13 protein-coding genes are annotated in these 17,496 nt (G+C 67.1%); 8 read left to right on the forward strand and 5 right to left on the reverse strand.

The window, feature by feature from the left end; genetic code table 11:
- Positions 1 to 27 precede the first annotated feature (27 nt).
- Positions 28 to 924: an alpha/beta fold hydrolase gene (locus QBJ92_RS18005; protein WP_277971069.1), complete on the forward strand. Its 897-nt coding sequence runs from the start codon at positions 28 to 30 to the stop codon at positions 922 to 924.
- A gap of 19 nt (positions 925 to 943) precedes the next feature.
- On the opposite strand, the gene QBJ92_RS18010 is transcribed toward QBJ92_RS18005, so the two are convergent.
- Both QBJ92_RS18010 and QBJ92_RS18015 read right to left on the reverse strand, forming a co-directional pair.
- Entirely contained in the window at positions 944 to 1,378 is a 435-nt protein-coding gene (locus QBJ92_RS18010; protein WP_277971070.1) for a hypothetical protein, read from the reverse strand.
- A gap of 135 nt (positions 1,379 to 1,513) precedes the next feature.
- Positions 1,514 to 4,369: a TonB-dependent receptor gene (locus tag QBJ92_RS18015; RefSeq protein WP_277971071.1), complete on the reverse strand. Its 2,856-nt coding sequence runs from the start codon at positions 4,367 to 4,369 to the stop codon at positions 1,514 to 1,516.
- A gap of 135 nt (positions 4,370 to 4,504) precedes the next feature.
- Here QBJ92_RS18015 and QBJ92_RS18020 point away from each other — a divergent pair, with 135 nt between their 5' ends.
- The 3 genes from QBJ92_RS18020 (at position 4,505) to QBJ92_RS18030 (ending at position 7,996) form a co-directional block, all read left to right on the forward strand.
- On the forward strand, positions 4,505 to 6,082 hold the full coding sequence (locus QBJ92_RS18020; RefSeq protein WP_277971072.1) for a tryptophan halogenase family protein: 1,578 nt from the start codon (positions 4,505 to 4,507) through the stop codon (positions 6,080 to 6,082).
- Positions 6,079 to 6,801: a SapC family protein gene (locus QBJ92_RS18025; RefSeq protein ID WP_277971073.1), complete on the forward strand. Its 723-nt coding sequence runs from the start codon at positions 6,079 to 6,081 to the stop codon at positions 6,799 to 6,801. The genes QBJ92_RS18020 and QBJ92_RS18025 overlap by 4 nt, the downstream gene beginning before the upstream one ends.
- 127 nt (positions 6,802 to 6,928) lie before the next feature.
- Positions 6,929 to 7,996: a sensor histidine kinase gene (locus QBJ92_RS18030; protein WP_277971074.1), complete on the forward strand. Its 1,068-nt coding sequence runs from the start codon at positions 6,929 to 6,931 to the stop codon at positions 7,994 to 7,996.
- On the opposite strand, the gene QBJ92_RS18035 is transcribed toward QBJ92_RS18030, so the two are convergent.
- The gene (locus QBJ92_RS18035) at positions 7,974 to 9,323 is read right to left on the reverse strand and encodes a sensor histidine kinase (RefSeq protein WP_277971075.1); all 1,350 of its coding nucleotides are present in this window, start codon (positions 9,321 to 9,323) and stop codon (positions 7,974 to 7,976) included. The genes QBJ92_RS18030 and QBJ92_RS18035 overlap by 23 nt on opposite strands.
- Positions 9,320 to 9,994, reverse strand: a complete 675-nt coding sequence (locus tag QBJ92_RS18040) for a response regulator (RefSeq protein ID WP_277971076.1) — start codon at positions 9,992 to 9,994, stop codon at positions 9,320 to 9,322. Before QBJ92_RS18040 ends, QBJ92_RS18035 begins: the two co-directional genes overlap by 4 nt.
- Before the next feature lie 135 nt (positions 9,995 to 10,129).
- On the opposite strand from QBJ92_RS18040, the gene QBJ92_RS18045 reads away from it, so the two are divergent.
- Genes QBJ92_RS18045 through QBJ92_RS18060 form a run of 4 tightly spaced genes read left to right on the forward strand, consistent with a single transcriptional unit; the run spans position 10,130 to position 16,749 of the window.
- Positions 10,130 to 11,386 carry an efflux RND transporter periplasmic adaptor subunit gene (locus QBJ92_RS18045; RefSeq protein WP_277971077.1) on the forward strand — a complete coding sequence of 419 codons (1,257 nt, stop codon included), beginning with the start codon at positions 10,130 to 10,132 and terminating at the stop codon, positions 11,384 to 11,386.
- A gap of 1 nt (position 11,387) precedes the next feature.
- Entirely contained in the window at positions 11,388 to 14,576 is a 3,189-nt protein-coding gene (locus QBJ92_RS18050; protein WP_277971078.1) for an efflux RND transporter permease subunit, read from the forward strand.
- Entirely contained in the window at positions 14,573 to 16,012 is a 1,440-nt protein-coding gene (locus QBJ92_RS18055; protein ID WP_277971079.1) for an efflux transporter outer membrane subunit, read from the forward strand. The genes QBJ92_RS18050 and QBJ92_RS18055 overlap by 4 nt, the downstream gene beginning before the upstream one ends.
- Positions 16,012 to 16,749, forward strand: a complete 738-nt coding sequence (locus QBJ92_RS18060) for a hypothetical protein (protein ID WP_277971080.1) — start codon at positions 16,012 to 16,014, stop codon at positions 16,747 to 16,749. The genes QBJ92_RS18055 and QBJ92_RS18060 overlap by 1 nt, the downstream gene beginning before the upstream one ends.
- A gap of 23 nt (positions 16,750 to 16,772) precedes the next feature.
- Here QBJ92_RS18060 and QBJ92_RS18065 read toward each other — a convergent pair whose 3' ends face one another.
- Positions 16,773 to 17,036 carry a hypothetical protein gene (locus QBJ92_RS18065; protein ID WP_277971081.1) on the reverse strand — a complete coding sequence of 88 codons (264 nt, stop codon included), beginning with the start codon at positions 17,034 to 17,036 and terminating at the stop codon, positions 16,773 to 16,775.
- Positions 17,037 to 17,496: the final 460 nt, after the last annotated feature.

The raw sequence follows: 17,496 nt of genomic DNA on the forward strand, positions 1-17,496 counted from the left end.
CAGCGTGTAGGAATTGGAGAGTATTTCGTGATCAGCAAGCAACTCCTTGCTTCCGTCGCTGCTGCGGTCTGCGCCGTTTCCGGGCCTGCCGCCGCGCAAACGGCCGAGGTCGCGCGTGTCCTCGTCAAGAAGGGGCCGGTCCAGATCGAGGTGCTCGAACAGGGGCAGGGCAAGACGATCGTCATCCTGCCGTCGCTGGGCCGTTCGGCGGAGGATTATGATGTCGTCGCGCAGTATCTCGCGAAGGACGGCTTCCGGGTCCTCCGTCCCGAACCGCGCGGTATCGGGAACAGCACGGGGCCATTGGCCGATCTGACGCTGCACGATTTCGCCGCCGACGTGGCGATGGTGATGGAGGATCGGAAGACCGGTCCCGCGATCATCGTCGGCCACGCCTGGGGCAGCCAGCCCGCGCGGATGCTGGCGGTCGACCGGCCGGATCTGGTGCGCGGCATCGTGATGGCGGCGGCGTCGGTCGGCAAGGTGCCGCCGGGGTCGAAGGAAAAGCCATACGGCCGGCTCCGCGACGCGATCGATGGGTCCGGCAATCCCAAGCTCCCCGTCGCGCAGCGGATCACCTATTTGAAGCAAGCCTTCTTCGCGCCCGGCAACGATCCGCGCGCGTGGCTCGGCGGCTGGTATCCCGAAGCGCACGACGCGCAGGCGCACGCCCGGAACGTCACCCCGGTCGACACTTATTATGCCGGGGGAACGACCGTGCCGATCCTCGACCTGCAGGGCGAGCATGACGCCGTCGTCGTCAAGAACGTGCTGCAGGCGCTGGTGCCGGAGCGCGTCGAGACCAAGGTGATCGCCGGGAGCGGCCACGCGATGGCGCCGGAACGCCCCAAGGCGATGGCCGATGCGATCGCGGCCTTCGCCAACCGGGTCTATGCGGCGGCGCCAGCACCCGCTCCCCGCTAAACGACCTGCGCCGCCGACCTTAGCGGACGGCGGACCGCAGATCCGCGGGCAAGTGATCGATCGGGCAATAGCGATAGGCGGTGCTTTGCCCGCGGATCTTGACCGAGAAGTTCAGGGCGTCGCGAACGGTGACCGTCTGGCGTTCGGTAAACCGCGGTGCCGGCCCGACGCCTGCATCGACGCACGACTGGTCGACCACGAAGGTCGACCCGCGACGCGAGACGATTCGGACACGGCATGCGGAACTGTGCGCCCCGCTGATCCCGCGGCCGTCATATTGCCGGATCACCGCGTTGGGCGGAGCCCCGCAGCTTTGTTTGCCCGCAACATAGATGCCGGGTTTGAGCGGGTAGACCCCGCCCGGTTTCGGGGACCGATCGACACTGGCCCATACAGGCGCAAGGATCGTCGCGCCGGCCAGGGCGGTGATCGCCAGGAAAACAGGTGTTCGCATTGAGAGGCTTGTTCGCTCAGGCGGGACCCGCGTCAAGGCGTACCCGGAGAACCGCACGTCAAAACGTTAAGGTCTCCGGTGCGGCGATGCGCACCGGAGACGATGATCGAAAAGTCGGCGATCCAGCTCTCGGCCTTAGAAGTTAAGTCTGAAGCCGATGTCGTAGCGCGGTCCGAAGTTCTGATAGTTGAGCAGCTGGTTATCGAAGCGACCCGTCGTGATGTACTTCGCGTTGAACAGGTTGGTGCCTTCGATGAAGACCTGCGCGGTCTTGGTGACCGCGTAGGAGATGCTGCCGTCGAACTGGCCGTACGTCCGCACGAACACGGGTTCGTTGCCGGGGCCGCCTGCCAGCGTCTGCAGGAACCGCTCACGCCGGTTGTAGGCGATGCGGGCCGACAGACCGTACTTTTCGTAGAACACGGTCGCGTTCTGCGAATTGCCGATGCCTTCCGCCGCGAACGACTGACCGATCTGCGTCACGTCGAAATTGCGGTTGGTGCTGACGAAGGTCGCATTCGCCTGCACGCCGAACCCGCTGAGAATGCCAGGTGCCCAATCGAGCGTATGGACGAGGTTGAGCTCCAGCCCGCGGATGTCGAGGGCGGTCGCGTTGCGCGGACGCCGCACGCTGAACCGCGCGGTGGTCGGGCTGATGATCAGGCCGCCGACCGGCAAGTTCCCGGCGTTGGCGATCGTGAACGTCTCCGGCGCGAAGGTCTGGACGATGAAGTCGTCGATGGTCTTGAAGAACACCGCCGCCGACAGCGTCGTCGTCCGGGTCGGATAATATTCGAACGACAGATCGAAGTTGGTCGCGCGGTAGGGCTTCAGATCGGGGTTGCCACCGCTTGCGGTGAGCGTTGCCGGACGGAGCGTATCGTAGTTGAGGTTCGGCGCGAGATCGTTGATCGCCGGACGCGTGAGCGACTTATAGGCCGCGAAGCGCGCCTGGAACTTCGGCGCGATGTTTACGCGCACGTTCACATTGGGCAGGAACGTGTTGTAGGTGGACTGCTTGTCGACCGCGACCGTCTGGCGGTTGTTGGCGAAGACACCGTTGTAGATGGTCGGATCGCCCACAACCGGCAACAGATCGGTCAACTGCAACTGCTGGCCGAACGACCGCAGCTCGGTGTGCTCGTAGCGCGCACCGACGTTGACGAACCACGGAACGCCGCCAAGCGTGCCCTCGAAGTCGACGTCGGCATAGCCTGCGTAGACCGTCTCCTTGACGCGCGTCGAAGGCTGGGCGGTCGCGGCATAGCCGTTCGAGGCCGCATAGAGCGCAGCCGTCGTGCCCGGTGCATTGCCGCGCGCGATGTCCAGCGCTGCCGTCGCGGCCGGGCTGGTGAGGAAATTCAGATACGCGCGCGGATCGAAGGTGAGGAACGTCGTCGGCAACCGGCTCGGGTTGAACGACCCGATCGTGAACGGCGACAGCAGCGACGGATCGGCGAAGGTCGAATAGCCGCAATAGACGCAACCGACGTTGGGATCGGACGTGACCGGCACGTTCTGCTTGTCGCGCGAGGTCCGCATCAGGCCGAAGCGCAGCGTCTTCAGCGCGCCCGAATCCGCTTTCCACTCGGTGTTGAGGCGATATTCGGTGACCTTTTCGGTCACGTCATTGCCGTTGACGCCGGCGATATGGGTCTTCCCGAGCGCCGGGTTCGAGAGAGCGTCCGCCCGGTAACCGAAGGTGGAGGGGATTCCGCCATTCTCGCCCGCGGTGAAGCTATACGGCGTCGCTGCGCCGATGACTGCGAAATAGCCCTGGCCGCCACCCTTGTTCTTCGCGCGCGATTGCGTCGCGTCGAGCACGACCTTGACGGTGTCACTCGGCTTCCACTCGACGTTGCCGCCGAATTCGTAGGTCGTCGTCTCGCGAACGCTGCCCGACGAGATGAAGTCGGCGTTGCCGTTCGTCGTCAGGCCAATAATCGACCGGTTGGAATCGATTGTTGCGTCGGTGTAGCTGGAAGGCTCGAACCAGCTGCCGAGGCCGCGCGTGGTCTGGTCGCTCTTGAACCGGTTGTACAAGCCGTCGACGGTCAGCGTGAGCGTGTCGGTCGGGGCATATTGCCCGACCAGCGTCGCGCCGAGGCGCGAGCGACGATCGACGGTGTTGGAAATGTCCTGGTTACGCGGCGCATAGACGTTCGTGTATATCGGCGCACTGTTCGCGCCGACCGACGTGCCGGGGATGTAGCCACCAGTGGAGATCGAGTCGATCGAGGCGATGCGCTTCTGATAGGACAGCGACGCCAGCACGCCGATCCGGCCATCCGCGAACGTGTCGCTGAGCAGGCCGAACAGCTGCGGGGTGAACTTCTCGCTGTTCTTTTCGTACAGACCCTTGGCCGAGAAGACGCCCTTGAACTTCTTGAGGTCGAGCGGACGCGGGGTCTGGACGTTGATCGTCGCGCCGATGCCGCCGCCCTGCAGCGGCGCCTGCGTGCTCTTGTAGACCTGCGCGCCGCTGATCAGCTCGGCCGGGATGAGGTCGAACGAGAAGGCGCGGCTGTAATTGTCGGAGGCGAAGCTGCGACCGTTGAACAGCACAGTGTTGAACGCTGGCCCGAGACCGCGGACGGTGACGGACTGGCCTTCGCCGCTGCTGCGGTCGATCGCGACGCCCGGAATACGCTGGAGCGATTCGGCGACGTTGGCATCCGGGAACTTGCCGAGATCTTCCGAGGAGATCGCATCGAGAATGCCCGAGGAATTGCGCTTCTGCGCAGCCGAGGAGGCGAGACTGCCGCGGATACCGGTAACGACGATGTCCGTCCCGGCGTTGTCCTGCGCGAGCGATGGCGGAACCGAGGAGGCGGTGGCGGAGTCTGCAGGAAGTTCGGTCTGCGGCGCTTGCTGAACCTGCGCCTGCGCTGGCATGGCAGCGGTCAGCAGCGCCAGAGCGGCGACGGCAGTCCCACCCATCAGTGTGGCAACCCGCCGGTCAAAAACCGTGGTCCGCGAAAAGTCCGACATATATCCTCTCCCCTTGTCTGCTCATTTCGCATCATTCTGCGCGAATATGATGGAGCCTCCATATTTCATTTGTCCGATATATCAAGGTCTATTCGCAGCCTCTGATCTGCGGCATAAGCGGGGCAGGGAGAGCGCATGCAAAAGCAGCAGCAAACGGACAGCATTCCGGGCATCATCCGGACGATCGTGGTCGTCGGCGGGGGATCCGCGGGTTGGATCGCGGCCAATCGGCTCGCCGCGAAAGGCGCGCGCGGATCGGACGATATCGTCGTCAAACTGGTCGAATCCGCCACCGTCCCGACGATCGGCGTCGGCGAGGGAACGTGGCCGACGATGCGCAACACGCTCGCCAAGATCGGGATCGGCGAAACCGAATTCCTCCGCTCGTGCGACGCCGCCTTCAAACAGGGCGCGCGCTTCGTCGGCTGGAAGGACGGATCGCCGCGCGACGCCTATTATCACCCGCTCAACCCGCCTGCGGGCGCGGCGGACCTCAACCTGTCGCCGCATTGGCAGCAGGCGCTGGCCGACACGCCCGATCGCGATTTCGCCGACTGGGCGGATTTCCAGCAGGCGCTGTGCGATGCCGGGCTCGCCCCCAAGACGATCACCGCGCCGGAATTCGGCGGGGTGGCGAACTATGCCTATCATCTCGACGCGGGCAAATTCGCCACCTTGTTGCACGATCATGCGGTCGATCGGCTCGGCGTCGAGCATGTCGTGGGAGACGTCACCAATGTGGTGATGGCCGACAATGGCGATATCGCCTCGCTGGAGCTGGCCGACGGGCGCAGCATTGCGGGCGATCTGTTCATCGATTGCACCGGTTTCGCGGCGCTGCTGATCGGCAAGGTCTACGGGGTCCCGTTCCGCCCTTGCAACGACGTGCTGTTCGCGGATCGCGCGATCGCGATGCAGGTGCCGTATCTGACCGAAGACGCGCCGATCACCAGCCACACCGTCTCGACCGCGTCGGACGCGGGGTGGTTCTGGGACATCGGGCTGTGGGCGCGTCGCGGCACCGGCTATGTCTACAGCAGCGCGCACATCGACGACGATGCCGCCGAAGCCGCTTTGCGCGCCTATGTCGGGCCGCAAGCCGAGCAATTGTCGACGCGGCGGATCACGATCGAGGCGGGGCACCGCGAGCGGTTCTGGGAGAAGAACTGCGTCGCGGTGGGCCTGTCCGCCGGGTTCCTCGAACCACTCGAAGCCTCCGCGCTGATGCTGGTCGAAGCGTCGATGGACGCGATCGCGGATCGCCTGCCGCGGACCCGCTCCGCGATGGACGTCGCCGCACGCCAGTTCAACGACTCGTTCCGCCATCACTGGGACCGGATCATCGAGTTCCTCAAACTCCATTATGCGATCACCAAGCGGACCGACACCGCCTTCTGGCGCGACAATGCCGCACCGGAATCAATCCCGGATTCGTTGAAGGAACGGCTCGAGCTGTGGCGGCAGCATCCGCCCGCACCGCAGGATTTCGCGCACGCCCGCGAAGTGTTCTCCTGGCCGAGCTACCAATATGTCCTCCACGGCATGGGGTTCGAAACGCAGTACCCTGTGGTGCCCGCGACATCCCCCGACGCCGCGCTTGCGCGCCGCTGGATCGGGCGGATGGAGCGGATGCGCGGGGATGCCGTGGCGCAGATGCCGCGCCATCGCACGTTGCTTCGCGCGATCCGCGAACACGGGTTGCAGGCGGTATGACCCGCCTGGTCGCGCTGGACCCCGCCCGGCATCACGCCGTCCACGTCGATCCCGTAGCGGGGGCGGCGGTGCGGCAGTTCTGCCAGATCGGTCTGTCGGAGATCGCGCTCGCGGCGGCGGATATGCCGCTGTTCCTGGTCAAGGATGCGCAGACCGGGCGGTTCAACCTGATCGCGCTGTTCGGCCTGATCGAGCCGCGCAACCTGTTCTGGTACAATGACGCGATGCAGCTGACCTACTTGCCGCGCGCGGCGTCACTCACGGCGTTCCGGCTCGATGCGGGCGGGGCGGCGGGGCTGGCGCTCGACGAGGCGGATGCCGCGGTCGGCACGCGCGGACAAGCGCTGTTCGCAGCCGATCGCAGCCCCGCGCCGTTCCTGGCGACGACCCGCGACGCGCTGAACGCGGTCGTCGCAGACGTCGCAGCCGCGCAGGCGTTGGTCGACGGTTACGCGCAGCAGCGGCTGATCCGCCCGTTGTCGCTCGTGCTGCGCCACGCCGACGGGCATGAACATGCCATCGGCGGTCTCTACGGCCTCGACGAGGACGCGCTGGCGAGCCTCGATGACGCGACGGTGGTCGCGATGCACCGGGCGGACCGTCTCGCGCCCGCCGCGGTGATCGCGGCATCGCACGCGCAGGTCGAACGCTTGCGGCAATTGCACAACGCCGCCGGGTTGCGCGCGATTGAGGCCTTCACTCTTACGCTTGCCGAATAATCCCTTTGGCAGCCCACCCGTAAGGTCGGTGTAAGCCACCCCTACTAGCGACGACAGACGGCGATGCGGAAACGATCGCGTTACCGGCACGACATTCCGTGTCCCGTTGTTGCTTGGAGGATTGGTCATGACGTCCCGCTGGGTTCGTGCCATCGTCGCGACGATCCTCGCGATCGTTTTCGTCTCGATGGTCATCACCGGGTGCACGCTTGCCGCGCCCAACAATGCCGCGCCGACCTTCGCGATGACGTGCCTCGCGTTCGCCATCATCGCCTTCTTCGGCGGGCGGATGCCGACCGCGGTCGCGGTTGCGGTCGGCGCGCTCGAACTGGCCTTCATCCTCCCGGGCGAGGGGTTTGCGGTCAGCGATCCGGATCATGCGATGGGCCTGATCGCGGTGATCGCCACCGGGGCGATCATGGCGTGGTATGTCGGCCGCCGGGATACGCTTTCCGCGGCGCTGGCGGCGGAAGCCGAAGCCAGCCGGAACGTCGCCGAATGGCGCAGCGTGGCGCATTCGGAACTCGCGCACCGGCTGTCGAACGATCTGTCGATCATGGTATCGATGGCCGCGATCAAGGCGAGCGACGCGACCAGCCCGGAAGCGCGCGCGGTTCTGGCGGACATCAGCGGCCGGCTGGTCGTGCTGGGCCGGGTGTATCAGCGGCTGGAAGTCCGCGACCGCGATACCCAGGACGCCGTCGCCGCCCGCCAGTTCCTCCTCGACCTTTGCGACGACCTGCAGCTCTCCACCCTCAGCCTCGGTTCGATTTCGCTGCGCACCGACATCGACGAGACGCTCCGTCTGCCGATCCGCACGCTGAGCCTCCTCGGCCTCATCACGAATGAAATGCTGACGAACGTCCGCAAACACGCCTTCCCGGATCACCATGGCGGCGAAGTCCTGCTGTATCTGCACCGGCACACTTTTCGCCCCGATTGCGTCGAGCTGATCGTGACCGACAACGGCGCGGGGTTCAGCGGAGGCGAGGCCAAGGGGCGTCGCGGGCGCAGCCTGCTGGTGATGCTGGCGAACCAGCTCGACGGAACGATCGCCTATGCGCGCATCTCGGGCACGACCGTCGCGACCTTGCAATTCGCCTTCCCGACCGCAACCCGCAAACCGCTCGGCGACGGATCGGCGGGCGAGGCACCGCGGGACCGGACGTGGGCTATCCCGCAGCCAGTGGAATGACCATGGCGAAGCGCGCCCCGCCGCCGGGGCCATCGCCAATGTCCAGATGGCCGTCGTGCAGGTCGACGATCCGCTGAACGATCGACAGGCCGATCCCCGCACTGTCGGAACGCTTGTGGTCGGCCCGCCAGAACCGCTGGGTCAGCAAGCTGCGGTCCATGACCGTGATCCCCGGCCCGTGATCGGTGACGATCAGTGCACCGGCAGGGTCGACCGCGATTTCGATCGGTGTTCCGGCGGGCGTGTGGCGGACGGCATTGGTCAGGAAATTCGACAGCGCGATCGACAGCAGCACGCGGTTTCCGCGCACCCAGACCGGTTCGGCCGGAGCGTCGAGCGTCACCGGGTGCTGGCTTGCCAGCATTTTCGCGGCAGCCTCGCTCAGCGTCTCGTGCGCGACCGCGACCAGGTCGACCGCAAGCAGGTCTTCCCCCAGGATCGCGTCCGCGCGCGCCAGATCGTGGAGTTGCGACACGACGTGCGAGACACGGTCCGTTTGCGCGAGCAGGGCAGTACGCAACCTGTCGTCCCCAACCGAATCGAGCTGAATGCGCAGCGTCGCCAGCGGGGTGCGCAGTTCGTGGACGACGTTCCCGACGAATTCCGCCTGCGCGGCGAAGCTTTGCTCCAATCGTTCGATCAGGCCGTTGGTCGCCTCGACCAGTGGACGCACTTCGGTCGGCAAGCCCGCATCGGGCAGCCGGACATGCAAACTGCGCGGACCGATCGCGGCGGCACTGGCCGACACCGTGCGCACGGTGCGCACCAGCAGCGCGATCAGCACGCTGTTGACGAGCGGGAGCAGCAGCAGGATCGGCAGCAACACCGCGAGATAGCGGGTGAGGAAGCTGCGGGTGATATCGTCGGTGATCGCCCCCGGACGCGTTTCGTCCTGCGACACCAGGATCCACAACGGCGTCGCGCCGACTCGCACCGGCACGCTGACCATGACGTAACTGCCGCGCTTGACCGCTTGCGGCGCGCGCCCTCTGGGAACGACCCTCCACGGGACGTCGCCAGCGTGGGGACTGGCCATCACGATCCATCCCGAAGCGCCAAGGATGGCGAAGGCGCGGCCGTCATAGGTGCCCGCGTACAGCGCCTCGAGCGCCGGGGGGAGCAGCACGCGCCCGGGAGACGCCGCCACCGTCACCTCCGCCGCGATCGCCTGCGCCTGCGAAACGAGCAGTTCCTTCTGATAGACCGCCTTGGTCCGATGCAGCACCGATCCGGTCAGCAACGGGATCAGCACCAGCACCAACAGGATCGCGCCGCCTTCCAGAAGCAGGATCCGCGCGATCAGCGACCGCGGCCAGCCGATCTTCATGCCGCCGCGCGCAGCATATAGCCAACCCCGCGGATCGTCTCGATCACGATCGTCGCACCCGCCTGTTCCAGTTTCCGGCGCAGGCGATGGACATAGACTTCCACCGCGTTCGATCCGAGCGACTCCGACAAGCCGAACAGCTGGTCCTCGATCGTCGCCTTGACCACGACCCGCCCCGACCGGCGCAACAGCACGTCGACCAGGTCGAGTTCGCGCGCGGACAGCAGCACGGCCTGACCCTCGACCGTCAGCGCCCGCGCCGACGGATCGAACCGCAGATTCCCAACCGCGAGTTCCGTCCCCGCGAACCCGCCTTGCCGCCGCAGGACCGCGCGGAGCCGCGCCACCAGTTCCTCGACGTCGAACGGCTTGGCCAGATAATCGTCGGCGCCGTGATCGAGCCCGCCGATCCGCGCGGCGGTATCCCCGCGCGCGGTCAGGATGATGACGGGGACGGGATCATGCCGCGCCCGCAAGCTTCGCAGGACTTCCATCCCGTCCGCATCGGGCAAGCCGAGATCGAGGACGACAGCGCTGTACCGGGCCGCGGCGGCCATCTGCAACGCGTCCCCGGCGGTCGCCGCATGGTCGCTGGCAATGCCCCGCCGCGTGAGCGCGGCGGCGAGCGCCTCGGCCAGCTCGCGATCGTCTTCCACCATCAACAACCGCATCGTCTTGCCCCGGACTTTCCTGCCAACCCGCTCTTGCAGAAACCTTTCGGGTAAAAATAGGTCTGTAAGCCTGCTGTAAGCCAAGCCTCCTAGTGCGCCGCGACGACATGCCTCGCAAGCGAGTTTGACATCGAGATGACGGCAACGACCGACCACGGCATTGTATTGCCGACCCCAACAAAGCTGGACCGCCGCGCCCAATTCCGGCTGCTGGGGGTCGCCGCCCTGATCATCGTCGCGATCTTCGTGCTGGTGGCGATCATCCGCGCCGCGACCAAACCCGCCGAGCCCGTGACGCACGCAGCCCCCGCCGGGTCCTTCGCACCGACACGCGACCAGCTTGCCGCGATGAAGCTGATGACGGTGCGCGACGGATCCGCGGTCGGCGGAATCCAGGCTACGGGGACGATCGCGGTCAATGGCGACAGCAGCACGCCGGTGCTGCTTCCCTTCTCGGGGCAAGTCGCGGCAGTGTTCGTCCAGGCCGGGCAGAAGGTCGTGCGCGGGCAGCCGTTGCTGCGGATCGCGTCCCCTGATTTCGTCGAGGCGCGCGACCAGTTCCTCACCGCCAGCGCCCAGCGCGCGACCGCCGCCGCGCAAGTCCGAATCGCGCAGGATACCGCGACCCGCCAGGCCGCAATCTACCAGACAGCGGGCGGCGCGCTCAAGGATTACCGTCAGGCGCAAAGCGATCTGGTCACCGCGCAGTCCGCGCTCCGCTCCGCCGACGCCGCGCTGGCGGCGACGCGCGACAAACTATCGTTGCTAGGGAAGGGCGCGACCGAGATCCGCGGGATCCAGGCGGGCGGCGATGCGATTTCGTCGCAGACCGTGTACCGCGCGCCGGTCGCCGGAACGATCGCGACGCGCGACGTCGCGCCCGGGCAGTATGTCACCGCGGGCGGGGACAAGCCACTGATGACGATCGCCGACGCAAGCCGCGTCTGGCTGATCGCACAGCTTGCCGAGGGCGATGCCGCGAGCGTCCATCTCGGCGACCATGTCCGCGTCACCACGCCAGCCTATCCCGGTCGCGTGTTCGACGCGGTGATCGACAATATCGGCGCCGCGCTCGATCCCGCGACGCACCGCCTCCCGGTCCGCGCGACCGTACGCAACGACGACAATGCCCTCAAACCGCAGATGTTCGCGAACTTCACGATCGAGCAGCGCAGCGGCGAACCCACCGGGATCTACGTCCCCGCCGATGCGGTGATCCACGAAGGCGACAAGGCGACCGTGTGGGTCGCCGGACCCAAGGGCTATCTCTACGCGCGTCCGGTCCAGGTCGCGGACAGCAGCGGCGGGGTCGACCATATCGTCGCGGGGCTGAAACCGGGCGAGCGGATCGTCACGTCCGGCGCGTTGTTCGTCAACGAAGCAGGACTCTGACGTGAACGGCATCGTCGGTTTCGCGCTGCGCCAGCGCGTCCTCATCCTGATGCTGCTGGTCGGGTTGATCCTGGCCGGGGGGATCGCCTTCTACAATCTCAATATCGAGGCCTATCCCGATCCGGTTCCCCCGATGGTCGAGGTGCTGACGCAGAGCAACGGCATCTCCGCCGAGGAGATGGAACGCAACGTCACGATCCCGATCGAAGTGGCGATGGCGGGCGTCCCGCACATCACGGCCGTCCGCTCGATCTCGCTGTTCGGCCTGTCCGACATCCGGATCCAGTTCAGCTACGATTATACCTTCGCCGGCGCCGAGCAGAAAGTGCTGGGGCGCCTGTCGCAGCTCGGCAATCTGCCGGGCGGCGCGCAGCCGCAAATCTCGCCGACCAGCCCGATCGGCGAAATCTACCGCTACCGCATCAGCGCGCCCAAGGGCTATTCGGTGATGGACCTCAAGACGTTGCAGGATTGGGTCCTGCAACGCCGGTTCAAGCGCATTCCCGGCGTCGCGGACGTGACCGGCTGGGGCGGCAAGTTGCGCACCTATGAGGTGGTGGTCGACAACGACCGGATGGTCGCGCACGGCGTGACCGTGGCGCAAGTGCTCGCCGCGATCGGCAAGGGCGACAGCAACGTCGGCGCGCAGACGATCAACTTCGGGTCGCAAGCGGCGATCGTCCGCGGCGTCGGGCTGATCCAGTCGACCGACGCGATCCGCAACGCGCTGGTCGCGACCAATGCCGGCAACCCGGTGCTGGTCAAGGACGTCGCGACGCTCCGGATCGGCAACGCCCCGCGGCTCGGCATCGCGGGCGAGGGGCTGGACGACGACATCGTCATGGGGATCGTGCTGATGCAGCGCGGCGCGCAGTCGATGCCAACGATCAACGCGGTCCAGAAAGAAGTCGAGACGATCAACGCGAGCGCCATCCTGCCCCCCGGCGTCAAGCTCGAACGGATCTACGACCGGTCCGAACTGATCGGCGTGACGACGCACACCGTGATGCACAATCTGGTCGAGGGGATCCTGCTGATCTTCGTGCTCCAGTGGCTGTTCCTCGGCAATTTGCGCAGCGCGGTGATCGTCGCGCTGACCATCCCGTTCGCGCTCGCGTTCGCGGTGATGATCCTGACGGTGCAGGGCGAATCCGCCAATCTGCTGTCGCTCGGTGCGCTCGATTTCGGGCTGGTGGTGGATGCCAGCGTCATCATGGTCGAGAACATCTTCCGCCACATGGTCGAACGCTCCGCCGCGATCGACAGCGGCCATACCCACGCAACGCCTGCAAGCCGCTTCTCCGCGATCCTCCACGGATCGAGTGAAGTCAGCCGCGGGATCTTCTTCGCCGCCGCGATCATCATCGCGAGCTTCATCCCCTTGTTCACGCTGACCGGGGTCGAGGGCCACATCTTCGGCCCGATGGCGAAGACCTATGCCTATGCGATCGCGGGCGGGCTGATCGCGACCTTCACGGTGTCGCCGGTGCTGTCCGCACTGCTCCTCCCGGACTCGCTCGACGAGGTCGAGACCTGGGTCGTGCGCAAGCTCCGCGCGGTCTATGAGCCGGCGGCCGCGTTCGCGCTGTCCAACCGGATCGTCACGCTCGGCGGCGCGGCGTTGCTGCTCGTCACCGCGCTGGTCGGGATGCGCTCGCTCGGGGTCGAGTTCCTGCCGCATCTGGAGGAGGGCAATCTCTATATCCGCGCGTCGCTGCCGGGGTCGATCTCGCTTGAGGCGGGGCAACCCTCCGTCAACGCGATCCGCGACATGATCGCCGCCTATCCGGAAGTGCAACGCGTCATCTCGACGCATGGCCGCCCCGACGACGGCACCGATGCGACCGGCTTCTTCAACGCCGAATTCTACACGCCCCTCAAACCCGCCGACCAATGGCCCGCGGGCGTCACCAAGGAAACGCTGACCGCAGAGTTGCAACACCGGCTGCACGCGCGATTCCCCGGCGTTGATTTCGAATTCTCGCAATACATCCAGGACAATGTCGAGGAAGCCTCGTCCGGTGTGAAGGGCGCCAATTCGGTCAAGGTGTTCGGCCCCGACCTCCCGACGCTGCAGCATCTGGCGGAGCAGATCCGCGACCAGATGGCGAAGGTGCGCGGGGTCGCCGATCTCGGCATCTCCAACTCGCTCGGCCAGCCGACCGTCCAGATCGACATCGATCGTGGCGCGGCGGCGCGCTACGGCCTCACCCCGGACGACATCAACACCGCGGTCGCGGCGTCGATCGGCGGGCAAAGCGGTGGCGACCTGTACGAGCGCGGCACCGACCGGCACTTCCCGATCGTCGTGCGGTTGAAGGACGCGCAGCGCGACAGCCTCGAGGCGCTCCGCCGGATCACGATCGGCGCACCGTCGCCGACCGGGACCGGGTCGGTCCAGGTGCCGCTGTCCGAAGTCGCGAACGTTCGCCTGACGACGGGCGCGTCGTTCATCTACCGCGAGCATCAGGAACGCTACGTCCCGATCAAGTTCAGCGTGCGCGGGCGCGATCTCGGCGGCACGGTGGACGAGGTGCAGGCGCGGATCGCGAAGACGATCATGCTGCCGCCGGGCTACAGTCTCGAATGGGCGGGCGAACTGGGCAGCCTGACCAGCGCGGTCAACCGCCTCGAGATCGTCGTCCCGATCAGCCTCGTGCTAATCCTGGTGCTGCTCTACGCCAACTTCTCCTCGGTCCGCGACACGCTGCTCAGCTTCAGCGTAATCCCGATGGCGATCATCGGCGGCGTGCTCGCGCTCGCGCTGACCGGCACGGCGTTCAGCATCTCGGCGGCGATCGGCTTCGTCGCGCTGTTCGGGATCGCGGTGATGGACGGCATCCTGATGGTGACGACCTTCAACCAGCATATCGACCAGGGGTTCGATCGCGACGCGGCGCTGGCCGGCACGGTCCGCACCAGCCTGCGCCCGGTGGTGATGACCTGCCTCGCCGCCGCGATCGGGCTGCTGCCCGCCGCGATCTCGTCGGGGATCGGCAGCCAAGTGCAGAAGCCGCTCGCGCTCGTCGTGGTCGGCGGGATGGGGCTCGCGCCGATCCTGATCCTGCTGGTGCTGCCAGTGCTGATCGGGCGCTTCTCGCGGCATGTCGGCCCCGAGGATCGCGGCGCGCACGGTCGCGACGTCGGGCATCATCCGCATCCCGGTGCGCCGCAGGGAGAACCGGCATGAAGCGGCTTTCGATCGCCGTCCCGCTGCTGCTGATCGGCTGCACGGTCGGCCCGCAGCACCCGACCACCGCGCTGTCGCTCGCGCCGCCGACCCAGGCCGGACGGATCACCGCGACCAGCGGCGTCGACCAGACGATCCAGCCGGGCATGGCGCTCGATCCCGAATGGTGGCGGCGGTTCCGCAATCCCGCGCTCGACGCGCTGGTCGACCGCGCGCTCCACGCCAATAACGAACTCGCGACCGCCGACGCCGCACTCCGCCAGGCGCAGGCGCAGGTGACGGTCGCCGCGGCGGCGGGGAAGCCGCAGGCGGATCTGTCCTACCAGGGCCAGCGCGCGCGCGTGTCCAAGGCGCTGCAAAGCCCGCTCGCCGATCCCAGCCAGACGCTCTACTCGCTGCACACCGCGCAGCTCTCGGTCACCTATCCGCTCGACCTGTTCGGCGCGTCGCGTAACCGCACGCGGTCCGCGCGCGCGGCGGCGGAGGTCGCCGCGGACCGGCTGCTCGCCGCGCGCTCGACGATCGTCGCCAACCTCGTGCTCGCGGTGATCCAGCACGCGTCGCTCTCCGCGCAGATCGCCGCGGCGAACGACAGTATCGCGGGCAATCGCGACATCCTGCAATTGCTCAACCGCCGGGAGCGGCTGGGCGATATCGGCGCGGCGGACGTCGCGGCGCAACAGACCGTGCTCGCGACCGCCGAAGCGTTGCTCCCCCCGCTGATCCGCCAGCGCGATCATCAGCGCACGCTGATCGCGATGCTGCTCGGCGTCGCGCCCGGCCTGCCGCTCCCGCCCTTGCCGGCGCTGGAGACGCTGACGCTGCCGGATACGCTCCCGGTCGGTCTGCCCGCGCAGATCGTCGCCGCGCGCCCCGACGTCTGCGCCGCCGAAGCGCAGATGCGCGGCGCGGGCGCGGATGTGGGCGTGGCGATCGCAGCGCGTCTGCCCAACATCCTGCTGACCGCCACCGGGGGCAGCACCGCGCTCGATATCGGCGGCCTGTTCGCCAGCGGGAACCCGTTCTGGGCGCTGCTCGGCGGGGTGACGCAACCGCTGTTCCACGCCGGGGCCTTGCGCGCGCAACAACGCGCCGCGGAAGCGGCGCTCGACGGGGCGAAAGCGCAATATCGCAGCGCCGCGTTGCAGGCCTTCGCCGACGTCGCCGACAGCCTGTCGGGGCTCCGTACCGATGCGACCGCGCTCGACGCCGCAACCCGCGCGAACGATGCGGCGACGCAGAACCTGACGTTCACGCGCCGGCAACTGACGCTTGGCGGGGTAGGGACACTGACCGTCTTCAACGCGACGACGGCAAGCGCGCAATCGAATGCGTTGCTGATCCAGGCGCGCGCGATGCGCCTGGCCGACACCGTCGCGTTGTACCAGGCGGTCGGGGGCGGGGTGATCGCGCCAGCAAACCGGGGGGAATCCTGATGGGCGGATTGGTCGGCGGCGTCAGCAGCAAGATCGTTCTCGTCGCCGCGACGCTGACGTTCACCGCGCGTGTCGATCGGGAGCATGTCCGTGCGATGCTGGCGCCACAAGCGGCGGTGTCCGCGGTGAGCGCGCGGCTGTCGCAGAAGGTGCACTTGCCGGGCGACGGCGATGCCACCGCCAGACGCCGCGCCCGCGACCGCATCGACATCGGGATCGGTGCCGAGGAGATGCGCGTCGACGCGAAGATCGTGTCCGACGCCACGCTCCCCAAGGACGTCGATCTGCGGATCGGGCGCGACATGCTGGACCATATGATCGACGTCGATCTGAAGCGGCACCGGATCCGTCTGCTGCTCCCCTCCGAAGCCGCCGGGGCGACGCGCGGGCGTACCGCCATCCCGCTGACACCGCGCGCCGATGGGCGCTGGACCGTGCCAGCGACCGTGGCGGGGATCGCGGGCGAAACCGCGATCCTCGATTTCGCCAGTACGGCGGAAGTGCAAGTTCCCGCGGCTGCCGCGGACCTCGCCCGGATCTCGGATGGCGCGAAGGTCGCGGTCACGCTCGGGGCGGCGCGACCGATCGACCGCAAGGTCCAGCGCGATGCCGGCGCGGAGGCGCTACCGGTCGTCGGCTGGCAGACCTTCGCCGGACGCGATGTCCTGCTCGATCTCGGGCACGATCGCATCTGGCTCGAAGGCGCTGCCGGGAAGACGGTACGGTCCGGGTCCTGACCGCAGGTCGCGCCGCGTGGGGCTCAGTCCGCCTGGTACAGCGAGCCGCGCAGATTGATCGCGTCATATTGGTCGAGCAGCGCGCTGACTTCGGCAACGACCGCTTCCTGCTCCGCGCGCACCCGCGCGGAGGCATCTTCGGTCGGAACGCCGTTCCTGCCATCGTGGATCGAAAAACCGTTATCGATCAGCCAGATCGTATCGGCTGCGCGGGAGCGCTGGCGGCGCAGGTGTACCGCCCATTGCTCGATCAATCCTGCCGGAACCTGCCGTTCGATTTCGCCCATGGCGTCGCCTAGCGCAGATTTAGTTAACGCGCGATTTCATTTACGCCCGCGTCGACATTAGGATGACATCGCGCGCGTCGGCGCTTTGGTTCGGAACCGATCGTCCGTCACTCCCCCCTGAAAGGGAGGGGTAGGGGGTGGCTCGGCATGACGGGAGCCCACACCCCAGCCATAGGCTGATGGCCCCTTGGTTCGGGATCGATCGTCCGTCACTCCCCTCCCTGAAAGGGAGGGGTTGGGGGTGGGTCGGCATGCGGAGAGAACAGACCCAGCCACGGGCCAACCCACCACCGGCCCCTCCCTTCCAGGGAGGGGAGGCAGGGCGATCCGTGCCCTGCGCCCCCCGCCCAACGACGCGGGAGTCCGTACCTCCGAAGGCGTTCAGCTCCGCCGCAGCCGCGCCCTCGAAAGACACCGATTCTCAAGCGAAGAGTACAGCCAGATCTCACCGTTACGACCG

This window comes from Sphingomonas echinoides (genome assembly GCF_029623395.1).
GTDB lineage: Bacteria > Pseudomonadota > Alphaproteobacteria > Sphingomonadales > Sphingomonadaceae > Sphingomonas > Sphingomonas echinoides_A.